The sequence below is a fragment of the Paenibacillus sp. VMFN-D1 genome, assembly GCF_003386155.1.
Classification (GTDB): Bacteria; Bacillota; Bacilli; order Paenibacillales; family Paenibacillaceae; genus Paenibacillus_AQ; species Paenibacillus_AQ favisporus.
This window is the reverse complement of the sequence record NZ_QRDU01000001.1, coordinates 821,425-838,569: the sequence shown is the minus strand read 5'-3', so window position 1 is coordinate 838,569 and position 17,145 is coordinate 821,425. Positions and strand designations below refer to the sequence as shown.

Genomic DNA, 17,145 nt, shown 5'->3' with positions numbered 1-17,145 from the left:
AAGATATGAACGGACAATCGGCCTTGTCCCACTTGTTTACAGATCCTTTGCCTTCATTTTCAGCTCGTTCAGCAGCTGCATGGCCTGCAGCGGCGTCATGTTCATGACGTCGGCGCTTTTCACCGATTCCAAAATTTGCGTTACCGCTGGATGAACCGGCTGCGGTTCAGGAGCGGCAGCGCTTCGCTTCACCGGCTCCAGCTCCTCATCCCCGAAGATCGAGAGCTGTACGACTTCCGCAACGTTTGACTCTCCCCGGCCTGAAGCCGGCTCCTGAACGGAAGCTCCGACGGCCGGTTCGGCGTGCCCTGCTTCCGTATCCGTCAGCGAACGTTCCCATTCGCCAGCATCCGCCCGCTCCCTGAGCTGTACCGGCGGTTCAGCCTTGGTCGCTTCTGCGGCCGCAGCCGTCTGGGCTGCGCTTTCCTCAAGGCCCTGCAGCAGCGTGTATGCCCGTCCTATAATGGACGACGGCAATCCGGCCAGCCGGGCGCAGTAGATGCCGTAGCTGCTGCCGGCAGGCCCGGCGATCAGCTTCCGCAGGAAGTGAACCTTGTCGCCGCTCTCCTGCACCGCCATGGAGTAATTGCGCAGGCTCTGCAGGCTGTCCTCCAAATGCGCAAGCTCGTGAAAATGGGTCGATACGAGCGCCTTGCAGCCGATCGTATCGTGGACATATTCGATCACCGCCTGGGCGATGGCCATGCCTTCGCTGGTCGACGTGCCCCGGCCCAGCTCGTCGATAATGATCAAGCTGCGCGGCGTCGCTTTTTCGGTCATGACCTGAATGTCGGCCATTTCCACCATGAACGTGCTCTGGCCGCCGATCAGGTCATCCGCCGCTCCGATCCGGGTAAAGATCCGGTCAACGAGCGGAATTTCCGCCGCCTTGGCCGGCACGAAACACCCGATTTGCGCCATGATCGAGATCAGCGCCACCTGCCGCATATACGTACTCTTTCCGGCCATATTCGGCCCGGTAATGAGCAGAATCGCCGCTTCCTCCCGGGTCAGCCGGGTCCCGTTGGCAATGAAGGAGGCATCCTTCATCACCGCCTCGACCACCGGATGACGCCCGTTCTCTACGACCAGGTCATAACCTTCGGTCAGCTTGGGCTTCACAAAGCCCTGCTCCGCGCTGACGGCTGCCAGCGACTGATAGACGTCGGTGACGGCGACCTTCTCGGCGAGTGCCTGCAGCCGCGGGATTTCCGCGCTCAGCCGGTCCCTTAGTCCGCTGAAGAGGGAATATTCGAGGTCCACCATTTTGTCCTGGGCTTCGAGAATGAGCCCCTCCTTCTCCTTCAATTCCGGCGTGACGAACCGCTCGGCATTGGCCAGCGTCTGCTTCCGTTCGTACCGGCCTTCCGGCAGGGTGCCCAGGTTGGATTTGGTCACTTCAATGTAATACCCGAACACTTTGTTGAATCCGACCTTCAGTGAGCGGATACCCGTCGCTTCACGCTCCTTGGCCTCAAGCTCGGCGATCCAGCGTTTGCCGTTCACGCTGGCTTCTCTGAGCTCGTCCAGATGATCGTGATAGCCCGGCTTGATCAAGCCGCCGTCCCTCACAGATACGGGCGGATCGTCGACGATCGCCGCGTCGATCGCTTCATAAAGATCGCGGCATTCGTCCATCTCCGCCGCCAGCTTCCGCAGGGTGGAAGACGCCGACGACGCGCACAGTTCCTTCAAGGAAGGAATTTGCGCCAGCGACAGCTTGAGGGCGTTCAGATCCCGCCCGTTCGCATTGCCGAAAGCGATTCTTGCGACCAGCCGCTCCAGATCGTAAATGTCTTTCAGCGCAGCCCGCAGGTCTTCCCGCAGGATAAACTGGTTGTAGAGATGCTCCACGGCTTCCAGGCGCTCTTCGATCGGCCCGCGGTGCAGAAGGGGCTTGTCGATCCATCTGCGCAGCAGCCGGGCCCCCATCGACGTTTCGGTCCGGTCCAGCAGCCAGAGCAGCGACCCTTTCTTGGATCGGTCGCGCACCGTCTCGACGAGCTCCAGGTTTCGCCGCGTGAACGGATCGAGAATCATGTAATGGCCGGGTTCATAGGGCGAAATTTGCGTCAGCTGGCCGAGCGAACGCCGCTGCGTCTCGCTCAGGTACGAAATAAGCACGGCCACGCATGCCTGCCGCTCCGGATCGAGCCGGGCCCAGGCCGATTCGCCGAACTGCGCGCGGACCGTCTGCTCCTCCCTTTTTTCCCATGACGTGTAGACGACCGGCCGGCTCCACTGGAGCTGTTCCGCCTTGATCAAATCCAGCATCTTCGGGTCGCCGATCACTTCCGCCGGTTCGTAGATGCCGATTTCGTCGCGCAGCCACTCCACGGATGCGGGCATGGAAGTGACGTACAGCTCGCCTGTCGTCAGATCGCAGGCCGCCAGCGACATCATGCGGTCGGTCTCGGTCACGCATACCAAATAGTTGTTGGATTTGTCGGCTACGTTTTTGCCTTCCATGATCGTCCCCGGCGTCACGACGCGGACGATGCCGCGCTTGACCATGCCTTTGGTCACCGCCGGGTCTTCCAGCTGCTCGCAAATGGCCACTTTGTAGCCCTTCTCGATCAGCCGCTGTATGTAACTCTCAGCCGAATGGTAGGGAACCCCGCACATCGGGATTTTTTCGTCCCCGCCGCCTTCCCGGCCGGTTAACGTAATTTCCAGTTCCCGGGAGGCTTTTAAGGCGTCCTCGAAAAACATTTCGTAAAAATCGCCCAGGCGGAAAAACAAAAACGCATCCTGGGCTTGCTGCTTGATTTCCAAATATTGTTCAATCATTGGCGTATACTTGGCCATGAGGTACCTCCAGACTTCACTTGTGCTCACGCCCTATTATAACAGAAAGTAAGTGGGCGGGAATCAAGGTTCGACCGGAATGTTCCACAGCGGCCGGATATCCCTGCTCTCGTTCCATGTTGTTCCCCGCTCGATATGTGCCAGGAGCGGTTCGATAGAGCCGGCGTAATTGCCGTAATCCGGCAGCTGCCGGATCTCTCTGAGCAGCGGCCGAACAGCTGGCTTCATCACCTCGCGGTCACCCCGGTAATACGCCCGGTGCACCCGCTCGCTCGCGTCCAGCGGCCGCATCTTCAGCTCTCTGTAATGGCTGACGATCAAATAGGAGAGGTACACCACCCCTTTGGCCAGCAGGGGGGACACGAGAAAACTCGGCAGTGTGCGGTATTCGAAGCCGCCGTGCGGCTGGCGGCGAAAGTCGCCCAAATAGCCGTATTTGGGCCGCCGCGCCCGGCTGTTCTCGTCTTCGAGCAGCGAGACGGGCAGCGTCAAATAGTTATCCAGCGCCCGCAGCAGCTCCGGGGTAAGCACAATGCCGCTGAAATGCAGATGCCCGCCGAGCGGCAAACCGGGTCTGGGCATGCCCCCCGCCTGCCAGATGAGCGACCGGTCCCCGATCATCCGGCCGGCGGCCTGCATCGTGAACATCAGGCGCTTGAGCAGACCGGTGGGGTCCCCGCTTGGATCCGGGCGAAGCTCGGCGATGGGGAAGGTCGTAAAGCCCTCGCCGTGGACGGCGTCGCAGCCGACCTCCCCCTCCCGGTCCAAAAACCGGGATGCGGGAACCATCTCGTTGCTGCCCGCATCCACAAGCACAAACTCCGGATCCATGCCCATCACGAGGCGGATCCCTTCCTCCTCTTCCCGCCGCAGCCGGCGGGCAAGCTCCGTCTCCGCCCGGTCATAACGCGCCTTGATGCGCGGATCTTTGATTCCGGAGGAAGGCGTGACACGCTCAACGCCGAACTTCCGCTCTCCGGAGGAAGCCAGCACGACTTCGCCCGAGTCCAGACCAAGCGTATAAAGGGCCCGCACCGCCGCCTTCTCCAGGCGGGCATACAGCCCGATGAGCGGTGCCTCACCCGCGTGGGCCGAACCGACGGGAACACGCAAGCCGTCTGCGCTTCCCTCGACGCGCTTCAAGTCGACGGCCTGCAGGCAAGCGACGTTAACGGCGTATCTTCGACGGAATCGGGCGGATTCCCGGGCAGCCGCGTCCTCTTCCGGCAGCAGGAGGGAGCTGATGCCGGAGCGGACCAGACGGGCATGTTTGACCCGGTCGGGCCAGCTTGCATACCGGGCTTCTTTTTCCTCCTCTGTCACCCTCATCCCCACCTCACCCGCTGAAAATAAAATAAAAAAAGGAGGGCATCCGCCCTCTTCGCCGCCGCTCTCCCGGCATATAGTACATCATACCTCTTTTCCTTGCTCTACGAATTACAGCTCATCATCAAGGGAATCGGGATCGAGATCCTCATAGTCCCCATCGTCGCCGGCGAACTCGAACTCTTTGTCGTCATAGTCGCCATGGCCGCGGCTGCACACCAAAACACGCACCTTGGTCTCGGCGACGAGCTCGACCGCGAATTCCCGCTCCACGCGGATGATGACATTGCCGCCTCCCGAAGAGACACTGGCTTCAACGCAGCTCGGCTCCTGCGTGGCCTCCGCAGAGACTTCGACGGTTGAAGCCCGGTGTTTCGGATCCAGGTAAGACAGCGGTACGAATTCTACATAAGATACCGTTTCTTTGGCAACGTCAGTTTGGGAGTTTTTGTCGTAGGAATACCAGATGTTGCAATCGTAAGTACCAATAACTTCAATTCCGTCGCCTGCGGCAACCGCTTCGTACTGATGGTTTATAATCCATGCCCCCAAAATACTGGTAGGATTATGAGGCGGAGTCACGGTATGTGTTACGGTAGAGAACTTACGACCCTTGCCGCAGATCGCTTTCGTGATGATCTCTCTACATTGATGTTTATCGCTTAATGACATCTTTGAACCTCCTCCATACAATCATTCACTTAAGTGTATGCAGGACATAGGCATTTGTTGATTAAACGAGCATAAATGAATGAAATATTATTGTGATCGCCCGGCTAGAATAGGAATAATGCTATGACGCGAGCGCCGAAATACCTTGGCTGGCCTGGATTTTACGGCCCTTTTAATCTAGTCTGAAACTTTACGTCACTCTACTTTATGCGGCTTTCATTGTATAAAAACCCCTTGGCAGCTGCCAAGGGGTTTCTTTGCGTTTTCAGGACCCGGCAGAGGGTTTTCGTAACTTGCCCGGTGCCGGCGTCTTATTTTTTTTCGCGATTTTCAAATATTGTCCCAGCTCACGTATCAGCTGCAAAATGGCCGATCTGACTTCAAACTCCTCCCGCGTCGCCGGAAGCTCCATTTCCTTAAATTTCTTCTCGAGGGCGACCAGCAGCTTCTCCGTGCGTCCCGTGTAGTTTTCCTCCGTAACGTCCCGGCTGAGCTGTTCGAACAGCTCGGCTACGTCATCCGCCTGCGGCAGCTTCTGATAGACGTGGGAAATGAGCTGCAGCATATTTTGGATCGACTCCAGCTGCTCTTTTCTCATATAAAAATAGATGGTCCACGACTCGTCAGGGTGCAGCACCTGGTTTTCCATCTCCCTGCTCGCGGCTTCCTTGCCGCTCTGAATCGCTTTTCCCGCGGCGATGAGTTCATGCCCGTCCCATACGTAGGAAGGGTCGCGAAGGGTTAGTGCGATCTGTCTGAAGATTTTCGAAAACTGCTCATCCACCCGCCTGCGGATCGACGTCATTTGCTCTGAAGCCGGGGGCATGTACACCATATTGACGAGCATGGCCGAGCCAAGCCCGATCACGAGCAGCTCAATTTGCGTCACAATGACATCCGTGCTGACTTCCGCACTGCCAAACACCCGGAACACTACGACCGAGCTGGTAACGATGCCTTCCTTGAAGTTCGCCCGGGTGATGGCCGGAAAGGCGATCAGAATATATATCGCGAGCACCCAGTAATGGAAACCAAGCAGTTCAAATAAAATGCAGGCAAAAAACAGTCCCAGCAGCGAGGCGAAAAAACGTGCGGATACCGTCTTCAGGCTCCTTTTTCGCGTCACATCGACCCCGAGCACGGCCAGAATCCCCGCCGACAGCGGTCCCGTCACGCCGCAGGCATCCGAGACCAGAATCGCCATCAGCGTTGCAATAGCCGTTTTAATAATACGAAAACCCATGAAACCGCCTCTCTCTATACATGTTGACGTATTTCATGGTACTTGATTTTGATGCTTCACACAACGTGACATGGATATGAAATTTTCAGAAATACATTCAATGTTAATCAAAAGCCGGTGAGGCTGGGTCCGGGAAAGCGCAAAGACTCTATGCCACAGCAAGTATATCCGCACCTATCTTCTCTTTCCCGTCCCCGCAGTTCCGGCCCTTCAAGGCTGCTCCCTATTGCCGATGCGCAAGCAGCTTTCTTTCAATATAAACGACCAGCTGGTACATAGCCGTGGCGACGACCGCGATGATCATCAGGCTGGCAAGTACCAGCGTAAAGTTGAACACCTGGAACCCGTAAATGATCAAATAACCGAGACCTATTTTTGCGACAAGAAACTCGCCGACGATCACGCCGACCCATGCCATGCCCACATTGACCTTCAGCGTGGAAATGATGGTTGGAAACGACGCCGGGAGGATGACCTGGTTGAATATCTGCCTCCGGGTTCCGCCAAACGTGCGGACGACCTTGACCAGATTCGGGTCCACTTCCTTGAATGCGTTATAAACGACCAGCGTTGTCACAATAACGGTAATCGACAGCGTCGTAATGGTGATGGCCATAAAGCCTGCGCCGAACATCACGATGAAGATCGGACCGAGCGCCACCTTCGGCATGCTGTTGAACACGACCATATACGGATCCAGCACTTTTGAAAGAAACGGCGACCACCAGATCAGAACAGCCAGCAGCGTCCCCACGATCGTTCCCAGCAAAAATCCGACGACCGTCTCGCCCACTGTCACGCCCAAATGTCCCCACAGCTCACCGCTGACCGCATCCTTCCAAATTTGCGCGAACACCTTGCTTGGATAGCTGAACAGCAGCACGTCGATCCATTTCAAACGTCCGGCAACTTCCCATAAGGCAAAGAACAGCACAAGAATGGCCATCTGCACAGATAGTACCTGTGCCCGCAGCTTGCGCCGGCGGCGCAAATGAGCTGTATGCAGAGCATCGAGGCTGGAACCCCGGTTCCTCCGGATCACTTCATCCGATCTAAGCACGCTGTTCATACGCGCCGCCTCCCTTCTTCCGTTTATCAGTCTTCCTCCGACTCCATCTCGCGCCAGATTTCGTGAAACAATTCATTGAAACCTTCCTCCTTTCTGGCATAGAAAGGCTGTGTCTCCCGGATGTGCACGGGCACTTCAAAGGTACGGCGGATTCGGCCGGGATTTTTGCCCAGCAGAACGACCCGGTCGCTGACGGCCACGGCCTCGGATAAATCGTGCGTGACCAGAATGGCCGTCTTGTTCTTTTCCCGCAGCGTCCCGGCAATTAAATCTTCAAGCTGCAGTTTGGTCTGATAGTCAAGCGCCGAGAAGGGCTCATCGAGCAGCAGCAGTCCGGGATCGGTTGACAGCGTCCGTACCAGGGCAACCCGCTGCCTCATCCCGCCCGACAGCTGCTGCGGGTACAGGCTCCCCGTTCCTTCCAGTCCCATCTCGTCAAGCAGCTGCGTCAGGTGATCCATCGATTCCCGCTGCAGGCGCCCGGTTACCTCAAGCCCGATGGCCGCGTTCTGAAGGATCGTGCGCCAAGGGAACAAATAATCCTGCTGCAGCATATACCCGACATCCGGGGAAGGCCCCTCCACCTTCCGCCCATAGACAAGCACCTCGCCGTTCGTCGGATGCAAGAGCCCGGCGATCATGGACAGAATCGTCGTTTTTCCGCATCCGCTCGGTCCGACCAGGCTGATGAACTCTCCGGGATGTACCGTCAGATTCAATCCTTCGACAGCAAGCGAAGCTTCCCGGTCGTTAACGTATACATGCGTCAAATTTTTAAGTTCGACTACCGGCTCCATGCGCACGATCTCCTTTCCATAACCATTATTTCACGGACGATTTGGCCTTTTCGGCAAAACTGTTGTCCACGATGGCGGATGCAGGCACCTTCTCTTTCAGTTCGCCAGCCTGATCCATGACATCCAGCAGGTTGTTCCACTCCGTCTCATCCACGACGGGATCCGCCGCGTACGTTCCCTGATCCTTATACCGTTTGACCGCCGAGACGACGATATCCTTATCGGTGTCCTTAAAATAAGGAAGAATGACGTCGGCGATCTCCTCGGGGGTGTGCTGCTGCACCCAATTTTGGGCTTTCTGGAGCGCGTTCGTAAATTTCTGAACAGTCTCGCCGTTCTTCTTGATATAGCTCTGCTTGCTCATAAAGACCGTATAGGGCAGATGTCCGCTCTCCACTCCGAATGAGGCGACGACATGCCCTTTGCCTTCTTTTTCAAAAATCGAGGCCTGCGGCTCAAACAGCTGCACGTATTCACCCGTTCCGGACAAAAACGCCGAAGCGATATTGGCAAAATCGATGTTTTGGATCAGGTTCAGATCCTGATGCGGATCGATGCCATGCTTTCTCAGCGTAAACTCGCCGGCCATCTGCGGCATGCCGCCCTTGCGCTGCCCGAGGAAGGTTTTCCCTTTCAGCTGATTCCAGTCCAGCTCTCCTTCATCCTGCCTCGAGACGAGGAACGTGCCGTCCGTCTGCGTCACCTGACCGAAGTTGATCACCGGATCGTCCGAACCTTGCTGATATACGTAAATCGACGTCTCGGATCCGACCAGGGCCACATCGATGGCACCTGAGAGCAGCGCCGTCATCGTCTTATCACCGCCGGGAATCGTCTGCAGCTCCACATCCAGTCCTTCTTCCTTAAAAAAGCCTTTCCCAAGCGCCACATATTCCGGAGCGTAAAATACCGAGCGCGTCACTTCGCCGATTTTGACCTTCACGTCGCCCTTGCTTCCGGAGCAACCGGACAGCACGGCTGCGCAAAGGAGAACCGCCGCAAGCACCAGGGCGAATCCACGTTTACCCTTTCTCATTGTCATTGTCCTCCATCCTTCTTCGCGTTCCAGCCATATGCCATCTTATGCATGCGCCCAGCAAAGGGTTAAACATGGCCACAGACGAACACAAAAATCCCCCCGCCATTTCCTCAAGTAGCCTCGGGGCTTCTTTACGGAAGTGACAGGGGTGCTTCTGTGCTTACGCTTGAATGGTTGGATCTGAGGTCAAGCGTTCCTGCGCTGCATTACAATTGATAAATTTCCTTATATTTCGTTTCGAGGTAATCGGCCAAATAGTCCGGATTCAGTTCTTCACCGGTCACCTGCAAAATGATCTCGGACGGCTTGCGGCTCTTGCCGTAGCGGTAAATCTTCTCCGTGAGCCATTCGCGGATCGGCGCCAGATTGCCTTCCTTAATATGCTGATCCAGCTCTGGCATCTCCTTGCGCAGCGTGTTCATGATTTGCGCAGCATACATGTTGCCAAGGGAATAGGAGGCGAAGTAACCGAAATCCCCGCCGGACCAGTGCACGTCTTGAAGGACGCCCAGGCTGTCGCTTGGCGGTGTAATGCCGAGGTACTGCTCGTATTTCTCGTTCCATACCTTAGGCAGATCCTTGACCTCAAGCCCCTCGTTAAACAGCATCTTCTCGATTTCATAGCGGATAATAATGTGCAGGTTATACGTCAGCTCATCAGATTCGATCCGGATCAGGGAGTTCTCCACGCGGTTGACCGCCCGGTAGAAATCATCCAGCTGCACGTCCTTCAGCTGCTGCGGGAAATGCTGCTGCAGATCGGCATAGTAGCGTTCCCAGAAGGCGCGGCTGCGTCCGATCATATTTTCCCACAGGCGGGACTGCGATTCGTGAATGCCCATGGACGTTCCTTGGGCGAGCGGCGTTCCGGCAAGCTCCTTGCTCACGTTTTGCTCGTACAGGGCATGGCCGCCTTCATGCAGGGAGCTGAACAGCGCGCTCGTCACGTCGTCCTGCAAATAATGGGTCGTAATCCGCACATCTCCCGGGTTCAAGCCGGTGGCAAACGGGTGTACGCTCTCATCGAGGCGCCCGGCTTCGAAATCGTACCCCATTTCACCCAGAATGAAGCGGCTCATCTTCGCCTGCTGCTCCTGCTCGAACAGCTGGTCCAGGAACGACGTATCCGGTTTGTTCGGAGATGCCGCAATCGCCTCCACAAGCGGCACCAGCCGGTCACGAAGCTTGCTGAACACCTGGTCCAGCTTCTCAACCGTCATATCCGGCTCATAACGGTCCAGCAGCGTGTCATATGGCGTTCCCTTGACTCCCCAATATCCGATGAATTCCTTCAGCATGCCCACCAGCTTCGTCAAGTTCGGCTCCAGCATGGCAAAGTCGCTCTTCGCCTTCGCCTCCTCCCAAATCGTCTGGGAATGGGATGACAGCACCATAAATTCCTGAAACTTTTCCGCCGGGATGCTTTTGTTCTCGTCATATTCTTTTTTACACTCGTCAACGATCCTTCTGGAAATATCGTCCAGCGCCTCATATGTATCAGGACGGGTCAACGCCTCCAGATACGAGCCCATTTCATCCGAAATTCGGAGTTTGAAATCTTCCGCCGACAGCATCCCGATCACCTCGGAACGCTGCTCTGCTCCTTTACGAGGTGCACCCGTCCGCAAGTCCCAGTGCATCAAGCCGATGGCCTCGTCATAGCTTCTGATTTTGCGGACCAGCCCGAGAAATGAGTCCAATGTCGCTTTTGCTTCTTTTTCCATAATTAGGTTCACCTCACGCCGAATTTTTTCTTCCTTCTTGATGATACTTTTACTGGAAAGTATAATCAATATTTAATAGACGCTATTATCCTTTTTACATAGGGAAGGAGCCTGAAACCCGCCGTGGTTATCCAAGTTACCGAAACTGCCAAAAAGCATATCGAGTCGCTTGCCGGGTCGGAGCCTGCCATAATTCGGCTTGCCTACGATTCCGAAGGCTGCGGCTGCGGCGTCAACGGGCTGCCGGCACTCTGGATCGTTTCCGCCAAAGAAGCCGATGATGTGGAAATACAGAGTCATCATCTGCATTTTATTATTCACCGCCTGCAGGCGGTTTTTTTCGAAGAGCATCTATACCTGGACTCCGAAAAAAACTATCCATCGTTCCGGCTTACCGGAGACGGGCAGCTGTACGGTCAAAATATCAGGCTAGTGGATAAGCGTTGACGCCTTACATCATGCATCATTACCCAACAATGGAAGGAGCAATTCATTATGACAACCGTTTCGCAGATTTTGGAGTTCAACCAGCAGTTCGTAGAAAGTAAAGAGTACGAAAAATACATTACCGGCAAGTTCCCGGAGAAAAAGCTCGTCATCGTCACCTGCATGGATACACGCCTCGTAGAGCTGCTGCCCAAAGCGATGAACGTCCGCAACGGCGACGTGAAGCTCATCAAAAACGCCGGTGCGATCATCTCGCATCCGTTCGGCAGCGTCATGCGGAGCGTTCTCGTCGCTCTGTATGAACTGAAAGCTGACGAAGTCATCGTCGTCGGGCATCTGGACTGCGGCATGGCGGCGCTTAACGCAGACGTCATGATCGAGCATATGAAGGAGCGCGGCATCTCCGATGAGGTGCTGTCGACGCTGGAGAACTCCGGCATCAATCTGAACGATTGGCTGCGCGGATTCGATAACGTACAGGAAGGCGTAAAAGGAACCGTGGGCCTGATCAAAAATCACCCGCTTCTCCCGCCGGGCTGCAGCGTTCACGGCATGGTCATCGATCCGAAAACAGGCCACCTCGAGCTGGTTGTCGACGGTTACGATAAGTAGAATACGCTTGGATTTGCAAAAACACGGATGATCATCATCCGTGTTTTTTCTATTTTGTGAACAGCGGGCAGCCGTCCAGCGCCGAACCGGCGCCTCAAAACTCGATTTATCATTGTTAGACGAACATCATTTTCTTTTTCCGTTCCGATCCATGCTTTTCAGTAATGAGCTCAGGTTGAAAACCATACAGTTTAAGTGTACACTTTGGATGAAAAGACCATCTCACGTATAGGAGATATGCTAATGAATACACTTTCCTATGGACTACTAGCTTTCCTTGCACGGGAACCCGGATCTGGATATGATGTAATGCTCAAGATTCAGCCGTTCTGGCAGGCCAAGCACAGCCAAATCTATCCGCTGCTGGCCCAGATGGAAGAGAACGAGCTGCTGAGCTCCCATTGGGTGAAACAATGCGACAAGCCGGATAAAAAGGTATACTCCATTACGGACAGCGGCATCCGCAAGCTCAAGGAATGGATGTACAAACCGCTTCCCGATCCGGTGACCCGCGACGAATTATCGATGAAAACCTTCTGCATGTGGATGACCGACAGGGATAACGCCATCGATATCGTGGAATCCCGCAAATCTTACTTCATCCGCCGGCTGGAATCGTTCCAATCGATGCAGGGCAAAGTGACGGAGGAACATAAGAAATTCGGTACCCGGGAGTTTTACGATCACCTGCTGATCCAGAAAGGCATCTTTAATGCGGCAGCCGGTTTGGAATGGTGCAACTGGGTTCTGGGCATATTGAGAGAATGCGATTATTCCGAGCCTCCGGTTTTAGTCAAACCGTCAAATTGAATGATCAGACATAATTCATCTTTTATCGGCAAAAATTAATTTAATTAATTTTGAAACCTTAAGATATTTGGTACGTAATGTATTATGAGATAGACATGCTTTCACCATTCTCAGGGAGGTATATTTCAAACCATGAAAAAATCTTTACAGAAGTGGATGCTGATTGCTTTGGCGTTTACGTTCTTCTTCGCTGTTACCGTACCGGATAACGCGGACGCCAGACGTGGAGGCGGCGGATTTAAATCTGGCACAAGATCCTACACGAACACGCCGAGCAAGTCGACGCCGAACAGCAACGTCAAAAAGTCGACCAACAACACCTCGAGTACAGCCGGCACAACGGCAAAACGCGGCTTCTTCAGCGGCGGCAGCTTTATGAAGGGACTCATGATCGGCGGATTGGCCGGACTTCTGTTCGGCGGCATGTTCAGCAACATGGGATTCATGGGCGATCTCTTCGGATTGATCATCAACCTGCTGGCCATTTACGTTCTCTTCTCGCTCATCCGGGCCGGATACAGAGCGTTCCGCAACCGGAAGCGACCGAATCCGAATGACGGACGGTATTAATCATGTTGATTCTGACCATGGATGAAATCGTGAACGCGATTTGTCTTCATACCGCCGAGCGTAAGCAGATCCGTCCGACGGATGTGCAGGTGGAGCTGAGCTGGGACGAGGAAACGGGATATTCCGCAGAGGTTTGGGCACAGGGACGGAGCCAGTATTTGGTCGAGTCCAACATGATTGAAGCCATCCTGCGTTACCTCTACAGCGAATATAACATTCGGGCTTACCGGGAGCAGGTGACGCTGGATTTGGATGAAGAAATCACGGCTCACGTTGATGTTGAGGTTGAACAGGCGTATTAATTTATAGCGAAGGCTGGGTGTCCGTTTTGGATGCCCGGCCTTCTTTTTGATGTCCCGATTCTTCTTGGCCGCTACATTGCCTTGACACGGGGTCCACCCACTGCCTATAATCCCCCTAATTAGGGGCTGCTGCCTTCTGTGCAGTTTGGCTCAGGGGAGGGATCAGGGATGCCAGATGAAACCAACCAAAGAATTCATACGGAACATACAATGGATCAAGGGACGTTATCGGAAACATTAAGCAGGCGGCTGTCGGGTTCGGAGCTGAACACGCTGCTGCTGAAGGTATTCAGGGAACGGACCCGAGCGGGGAATGCCTCCGATTTGCTGAAAAGGTACCATGACAACCGGTTTGTCAAACCGGCCGAAGTGTCCGCGCTTGATTTAAAAAGGCTGGAGCTGGACGTGCTCGAAATCGCCGATGCGCACGCTTTTGAGCCTATTCAGCTCTCTCCTGCCGCCCCGCTCGGGTCGTGCTCGGTCGTCGCCACCGTCGACCAGAACAAGGTCATATCCGCCTTAAGGGGCACCGAGCTTGTGGCGGATGCGACCAATATGCTCGCATTGCATATCAGCGACGGGTTAAAGAGCGGTGAGCTGGATAACCGGAGCCGCCACGTCCGGCTCAGTACGACACATCGTCACGTGCGGGCTCAACAGTTTCATGCCCCCGGGATGGTACCCCACTTTCATGTCTTTTGCATGGTTTCTTCCGGCATGGACCAAGGAGCGTACAGCTTTGAAATCCCTTCCTTTTGGGAGCATATCCGGGTATATCGGGACATTTTCGACCGGCTGTTCCACAGTTCCATCAGCGTTGAAATCCAAGTCCGTCAAGGGTATGCGGATCCCGAAGGGCTGGTGCGCCGGGTGGCCGGGGCCGGCAAAACGGAATCGGTTGACGTGATCGTTTCCCATCACTCAGTCAAACCAGAAAACGCGTATTACGAGGGTCTCCAGTTCACTTTGGTGACCGAAATTCAAGGAAACACCTATGCCATCGGCGACGGCGGATTCGTAAACTGGACGCAGCAGCTGATCGGGAATAAAAAACAGCGGATGCTGATCAGCGCGATCGGACTGGAGCGGCTCACGCCTTTCTATCGGCGGTGAATAATCCCCCCCGCTGCCTAAAAACGAATGAAAAAGGATGCACATTCCGGGAATGTGCATCCTTTTTTTTCTTTATGGCTCCACAGCAGCCTACTGCCCATTGGCTTCGAAATTACCGGTTCAGACGATACCCGCCGTGAAAGACCGGCCCCACGTATTCGTTGAACTGGTATCCGCTGCGAATGGCCGCCGACACAAAATCTTTGGCTTTGGCCACCGCCTCTGAGACAGATAGTCCGTTCGCCAGTCCGCCCGTAATCGCCGCGGCGAAAGTACAACCGGCACCGTGGTTGTAGGCCGGTTCGATCTTGTCCGTCTCCAGGACGGTAAAGTCCTTGCCGTCGAAGAATACGTCGATCGCACGGTCCCCACCGAGTGCCTTGCCGCCTTTGACAACGACGTTTTGGGCACCGAGGCCGTGAATTTTGCGGGCCGCCTCCTTCATTTCCTCGATGCTGGTCAGCTTGCCCAGGCCGGACAGCACGCCGGCTTCAAACAGATTGGGCGTAACCACCGTGGCCAGCGGAAGAAGCAGGTCGCGAATCGCCTCTGCGCTTTCGGGATTCAGCACTTCGTCTTCGCCTTTGCAGACCATAACCGGGTCAATGACCACGTTTTTCTGCTGATTGCTTTTGATCGCCTGTTCTGCTACGCGGACGATGTCCACGCTGCCAAGCATGCCTGTCTTCATGGCGTCCACCGGTCCACCGGCAAAGACCGTCTTCAGCTGCTCCGCAACCAAAGCCGAATCCACCGGATATACGTTATGGTGCCAGCCGTTGTCCGGGTCCATTGTCACGATCGTGGTCAGCGCGCTGAAACCGTAAGTGCCGTACTCTTCGAAAGTTTTCAAATCCGCCTGAATGCCTGCGCCCCCGCTGGAGTCGCTGCCGGCAATGGTTAACGTCTTCATAATCTTCGGCATGTGAATTTCCCCTTTGTTCTGCGTGAATGCTTATTTTCTGAAACTGAGTTGATTATACCAGAAAATTGTCGAATGCGTTATTCCAGCGACCTCCATTTTAGGATGCACCCAAAGCATTCAAAATAGCCGGATCGTTGGCATCGCCTCAACAATGGCTGTATGGAACTGATGAGCCTACTCCTGAAAACTTAAAACAATGCCAATCTATTGCAGCTATTATCCTTTATAAGCAAGCGATAGGGATCCCCGTGTCTTGTGAGGTTCCTGTCTAGCACGTTTTCTATCTCCACTGCATTGAATATAGCGAACTACTAGAAAAGAGGTGAGACGCTATGCCCCGTCGTGTGAAGGCTGTCCGGCAGCCGGACCTTGTACTGATCAGCTGGTCCAGAAACCCGCTGATTCCCGGTTCTGCACGCAGAATCGTCGCTGCTCGTGTCATTGGCAGCGCTGCTCCCTGCAGGCAAGACTTAAGACCCAATGCGCTGCTCAGCACTGCATTGGCTTGTCTACAGGATCATGATGTAGGTTTTAAAATCGTATTCCGCAAAATGACTTCCGATATCAGCGGGTACCTGCTGCTGCAGCGCAATTAATCTTTTATGAAAAGAGGAGGACGCCGGTTGGCTTCCCCCTCTTTTCAGCTCGTGTATGAATATATCAACATCCAAGATGAAATTTCCAGTCATCGATGGATCATTTTATTTCCAACAGTTCCTTCTCTAGACTCTGAAGGGTCGATGTTCGTTCTGACGGTGATTGACGGTCAAATAACAGCTGTTCCATAAACTCCCATACATCCTCCAGCTTCCGTCTGATTTGGTAGAACAGCAGCGTCCTGCCATTCAGCGTGAAATCGGGATGAAATTGCCGATAAATCTGCATAAAATCATTAAAGTAGGGTTGGTCAACCACAAACATCAGGTCAGCTTCCACAGGAGCTAGCTTAAGGCCCTCCCAGTCAATCAGCATCAGTTGACGGCGGCTTTGAGGCTGCATTAAATTCCATGGATGGATATCCGTATGGCACAGCGCAAGCGGAAGGTTGCTCTGTTTTAGCTCGGCAGATATTTCATCGGCATTGATGATCATCCGGTTTAACGCTTCAAGGTATGGCCCCAGCAGATCATATACATCCCCTGGAAGACCGGCACCCTTAGTCATCAGAATATTTTTCAAGCTTAATGCAAACGGCAGCTCGAAATTTTCCACGATATTTCCGGACTGAACAGGCATCTCTTTACCACAGCTATGCAGTTCGGCCACGATTGCCGCGAGCTGGCAAATTTGTTCCTGTGTCAGCGGTTTGTCCCCAATGGTCTCACCATCAATATAGTCATAGAGGAGATAGATGCCATAATCATCTTCACAACGGTAATGACCATGGGTCGTCATTATCGGAACAGGTATTTTCCCATGCAGCCCTGTAGACCGCTCAAGCCAGCTCGTGATGGGTACATATTGATCAATCCGCGCGGTCCATTTGGGCGTGGACGATCTGTCTTTTTCATATACCTTCAAAAAGTAGGAGCGGCGGCTTTCCGGTTCTGTCACCTTATAGGCGAGCGCGGCCCATCCGCCCTTCTGCCGGAGAACCTCCACCTGCTCCAGTCCGTAATACTTGCTCAGGATGGCTGTGAACTTGTTCATAACATTCATTCCCCGTTGTTCCGGTCTAGATCTGACCG

Annotated in this window: 17 protein-coding genes; 7 read left to right on the top strand and 10 right to left on the bottom strand. The window is 54.4% G+C overall.

All coding sequences use genetic code 11. From position 1 onward, the window contains the following. Positions 1-36: 36 nt before the first annotated feature. The 8 genes from mutS to C7820_RS03975 all read right to left on the bottom strand — a co-directional run bounded on the left by mutS (position 37) and on the right by C7820_RS03975 (position 10,678). Positions 37-2,808 carry a DNA mismatch repair protein MutS gene (mutS, locus tag C7820_RS04010; RefSeq protein WP_116229844.1) on the bottom strand — a complete coding sequence of 924 codons (2,772 nt, stop codon included), beginning with the start codon at positions 2,806-2,808 and terminating at the stop codon, positions 37-39. A 63-nt stretch (positions 2,809-2,871) separates the two neighbouring features. After that, positions 2,872-4,131 carry a putative amidoligase domain-containing protein gene (locus tag C7820_RS04005; protein ID WP_258875112.1) on the bottom strand — a complete coding sequence of 420 codons (1,260 nt, stop codon included), beginning with the start codon at positions 4,129-4,131 and terminating at the stop codon, positions 2,872-2,874. A 114-nt stretch (positions 4,132-4,245) separates the two neighbouring features. Next, the gene (locus tag C7820_RS04000; protein ID WP_116229842.1) at positions 4,246-4,806 is read right to left on the bottom strand and encodes an outer spore coat protein CotE; all 561 of its coding nucleotides are present in this window, start codon (positions 4,804-4,806) and stop codon (positions 4,246-4,248) included. A gap of 265 nt (positions 4,807-5,071) precedes the next feature. After that, positions 5,072-6,049 (bottom strand): aromatic acid exporter family protein, encoded by a 978-nt coding sequence (locus C7820_RS03995; RefSeq protein WP_116229841.1) that lies wholly within the window; start codon positions 6,047-6,049, stop codon positions 5,072-5,074. Positions 6,050-6,272: 223 nt separating this feature from the next. Continuing rightward, positions 6,273-7,118 (bottom strand): ABC transporter permease, encoded by an 846-nt coding sequence (locus C7820_RS03990; protein ID WP_116229840.1) that lies wholly within the window; start codon positions 7,116-7,118, stop codon positions 6,273-6,275. 26 nt (positions 7,119-7,144) lie between these two features. Continuing rightward, positions 7,145-7,915 (bottom strand): ABC transporter ATP-binding protein, encoded by a 771-nt coding sequence (locus C7820_RS03985; protein WP_116229839.1) that lies wholly within the window; start codon positions 7,913-7,915, stop codon positions 7,145-7,147. A gap of 25 nt (positions 7,916-7,940) precedes the next feature. Further along, positions 7,941-8,951 carry an ABC transporter substrate-binding protein gene (locus tag C7820_RS03980; protein WP_116229838.1) on the bottom strand — a complete coding sequence of 337 codons (1,011 nt, stop codon included), beginning with the start codon at positions 8,949-8,951 and terminating at the stop codon, positions 7,941-7,943. Between the two features lie 209 nt (positions 8,952-9,160). Continuing rightward, entirely contained in the window at positions 9,161-10,678 is a 1,518-nt protein-coding gene (locus C7820_RS03975) for a carboxypeptidase M32 (protein WP_116229837.1), read from the bottom strand. A 123-nt stretch (positions 10,679-10,801) separates the two neighbouring features. Between C7820_RS03975 and C7820_RS03970 the strand changes: the two genes are divergently transcribed. The 6 genes from C7820_RS03970 (at position 10,802) to C7820_RS03945 (ending at position 14,532) form a co-directional block, all read left to right on the top strand. Further along, on the top strand, positions 10,802-11,125 hold the full coding sequence (locus C7820_RS03970; protein ID WP_181908925.1) for an iron-sulfur cluster biosynthesis family protein: 324 nt from the start codon (positions 10,802-10,804) through the stop codon (positions 11,123-11,125). Between the two features lie 48 nt (positions 11,126-11,173). Next, a complete protein-coding gene (locus C7820_RS03965) occupies positions 11,174-11,737 on the top strand; it encodes a beta-class carbonic anhydrase (protein WP_076171181.1) in 564 nt (187 codons plus the stop codon). A gap of 243 nt (positions 11,738-11,980) precedes the next feature. Continuing rightward, the gene (locus C7820_RS03960) at positions 11,981-12,547 is read left to right on the top strand and encodes a PadR family transcriptional regulator (RefSeq protein ID WP_116229835.1); all 567 of its coding nucleotides are present in this window, start codon (positions 11,981-11,983) and stop codon (positions 12,545-12,547) included. A gap of 132 nt (positions 12,548-12,679) precedes the next feature. Further along, the gene (locus C7820_RS03955) at positions 12,680-13,117 is read left to right on the top strand and encodes a hypothetical protein (RefSeq protein ID WP_116229834.1); all 438 of its coding nucleotides are present in this window, start codon (positions 12,680-12,682) and stop codon (positions 13,115-13,117) included. Positions 13,118-13,122: 5 nt separating this feature from the next. After that, positions 13,123-13,419 (top strand): YxcD family protein, encoded by a 297-nt coding sequence (locus tag C7820_RS03950; RefSeq protein ID WP_076171759.1) that lies wholly within the window; start codon positions 13,123-13,125, stop codon positions 13,417-13,419. A 168-nt stretch (positions 13,420-13,587) separates the two neighbouring features. Next, entirely contained in the window at positions 13,588-14,532 is a 945-nt protein-coding gene (locus C7820_RS03945) for a hypothetical protein (protein WP_116229833.1), read from the top strand. A 112-nt stretch (positions 14,533-14,644) separates the two neighbouring features. On the opposite strand, the gene pdxK is transcribed toward C7820_RS03945, so the two are convergent. Beyond that, positions 14,645-15,457: a pyridoxine/pyridoxal/pyridoxamine kinase gene (gene pdxK / locus C7820_RS03940; RefSeq protein ID WP_116229832.1), complete on the bottom strand. Its 813-nt coding sequence runs from the start codon at positions 15,455-15,457 to the stop codon at positions 14,645-14,647. 332 nt (positions 15,458-15,789) lie between these two features. Here pdxK and C7820_RS03935 point away from each other — a divergent pair, with 332 nt between their 5' ends. Further along, positions 15,790-16,053, top strand: coding sequence for a hypothetical protein (locus C7820_RS03935; RefSeq protein WP_116229831.1), 264 nt, complete (start codon positions 15,790-15,792; stop codon positions 16,051-16,053). 100 nt (positions 16,054-16,153) lie between these two features. Here the strand turns inward: C7820_RS03935 and C7820_RS03930 are convergent, their stop codons facing one another. Then, complete coding sequence (locus C7820_RS03930; protein WP_116229830.1) at positions 16,154-17,107, bottom strand: aminoglycoside phosphotransferase family protein; 954 nt, start codon at positions 17,105-17,107, stop codon at positions 16,154-16,156. Positions 17,108-17,145 lie beyond the last annotated feature (38 nt).

Excerpts from the sequence above, each read along its gene's own strand:
- mutS (WP_116229844.1), bottom strand. The coding sequence starts at position 2,808 with ATGGCCAAGTATACGCCAATGATTGAACAATATTTGGAAATCAAGCAG.
- C7820_RS04000 (WP_116229842.1), bottom strand. The coding sequence starts at position 4,806 with ATGTCATTAAGCGATAAACATCAATGTAGAGAGATCATCACGAAAGCG.
- C7820_RS03995 (WP_116229841.1), bottom strand. The coding sequence starts at position 6,049 with ATGGGTTTTCGTATTATTAAAACGGCTATTGCAACGCTGATGGCGATT.
- C7820_RS03990 (WP_116229840.1), bottom strand. The coding sequence starts at position 7,118 with ATGAACAGCGTGCTTAGATCGGATGAAGTGATCCGGAGGAACCGGGGT.
- C7820_RS03985 (WP_116229839.1), bottom strand. The coding sequence starts at position 7,915 with ATGGAGCCGGTAGTCGAACTTAAAAATTTGACGCATGTATACGTTAAC.
- C7820_RS03980 (WP_116229838.1), bottom strand. The coding sequence starts at position 8,951 with ATGAGAAAGGGTAAACGTGGATTCGCCCTGGTGCTTGCGGCGGTTCTC.
- C7820_RS03975 (WP_116229837.1), bottom strand. The coding sequence starts at position 10,678 with ATGGAAAAAGAAGCAAAAGCGACATTGGACTCATTTCTCGGGCTGGTC.
- C7820_RS03965 (WP_076171181.1), top strand. The coding sequence starts at position 11,174 with ATGACAACCGTTTCGCAGATTTTGGAGTTCAACCAGCAGTTCGTAGAA.
- C7820_RS03960 (WP_116229835.1), top strand. The coding sequence starts at position 11,981 with ATGAATACACTTTCCTATGGACTACTAGCTTTCCTTGCACGGGAACCC.
- C7820_RS03955 (WP_116229834.1), top strand. The coding sequence starts at position 12,680 with ATGAAAAAATCTTTACAGAAGTGGATGCTGATTGCTTTGGCGTTTACG.
- C7820_RS03945 (WP_116229833.1), top strand. The coding sequence starts at position 13,588 with ATGCCAGATGAAACCAACCAAAGAATTCATACGGAACATACAATGGAT.
- pdxK (WP_116229832.1), bottom strand. The coding sequence starts at position 15,457 with ATGCCGAAGATTATGAAGACGTTAACCATTGCCGGCAGCGACTCCAGC.
- C7820_RS03935 (WP_116229831.1), top strand. The coding sequence starts at position 15,790 with ATGCCCCGTCGTGTGAAGGCTGTCCGGCAGCCGGACCTTGTACTGATC.
- C7820_RS03930 (WP_116229830.1), bottom strand. The coding sequence starts at position 17,107 with ATGAACAAGTTCACAGCCATCCTGAGCAAGTATTACGGACTGGAGCAG.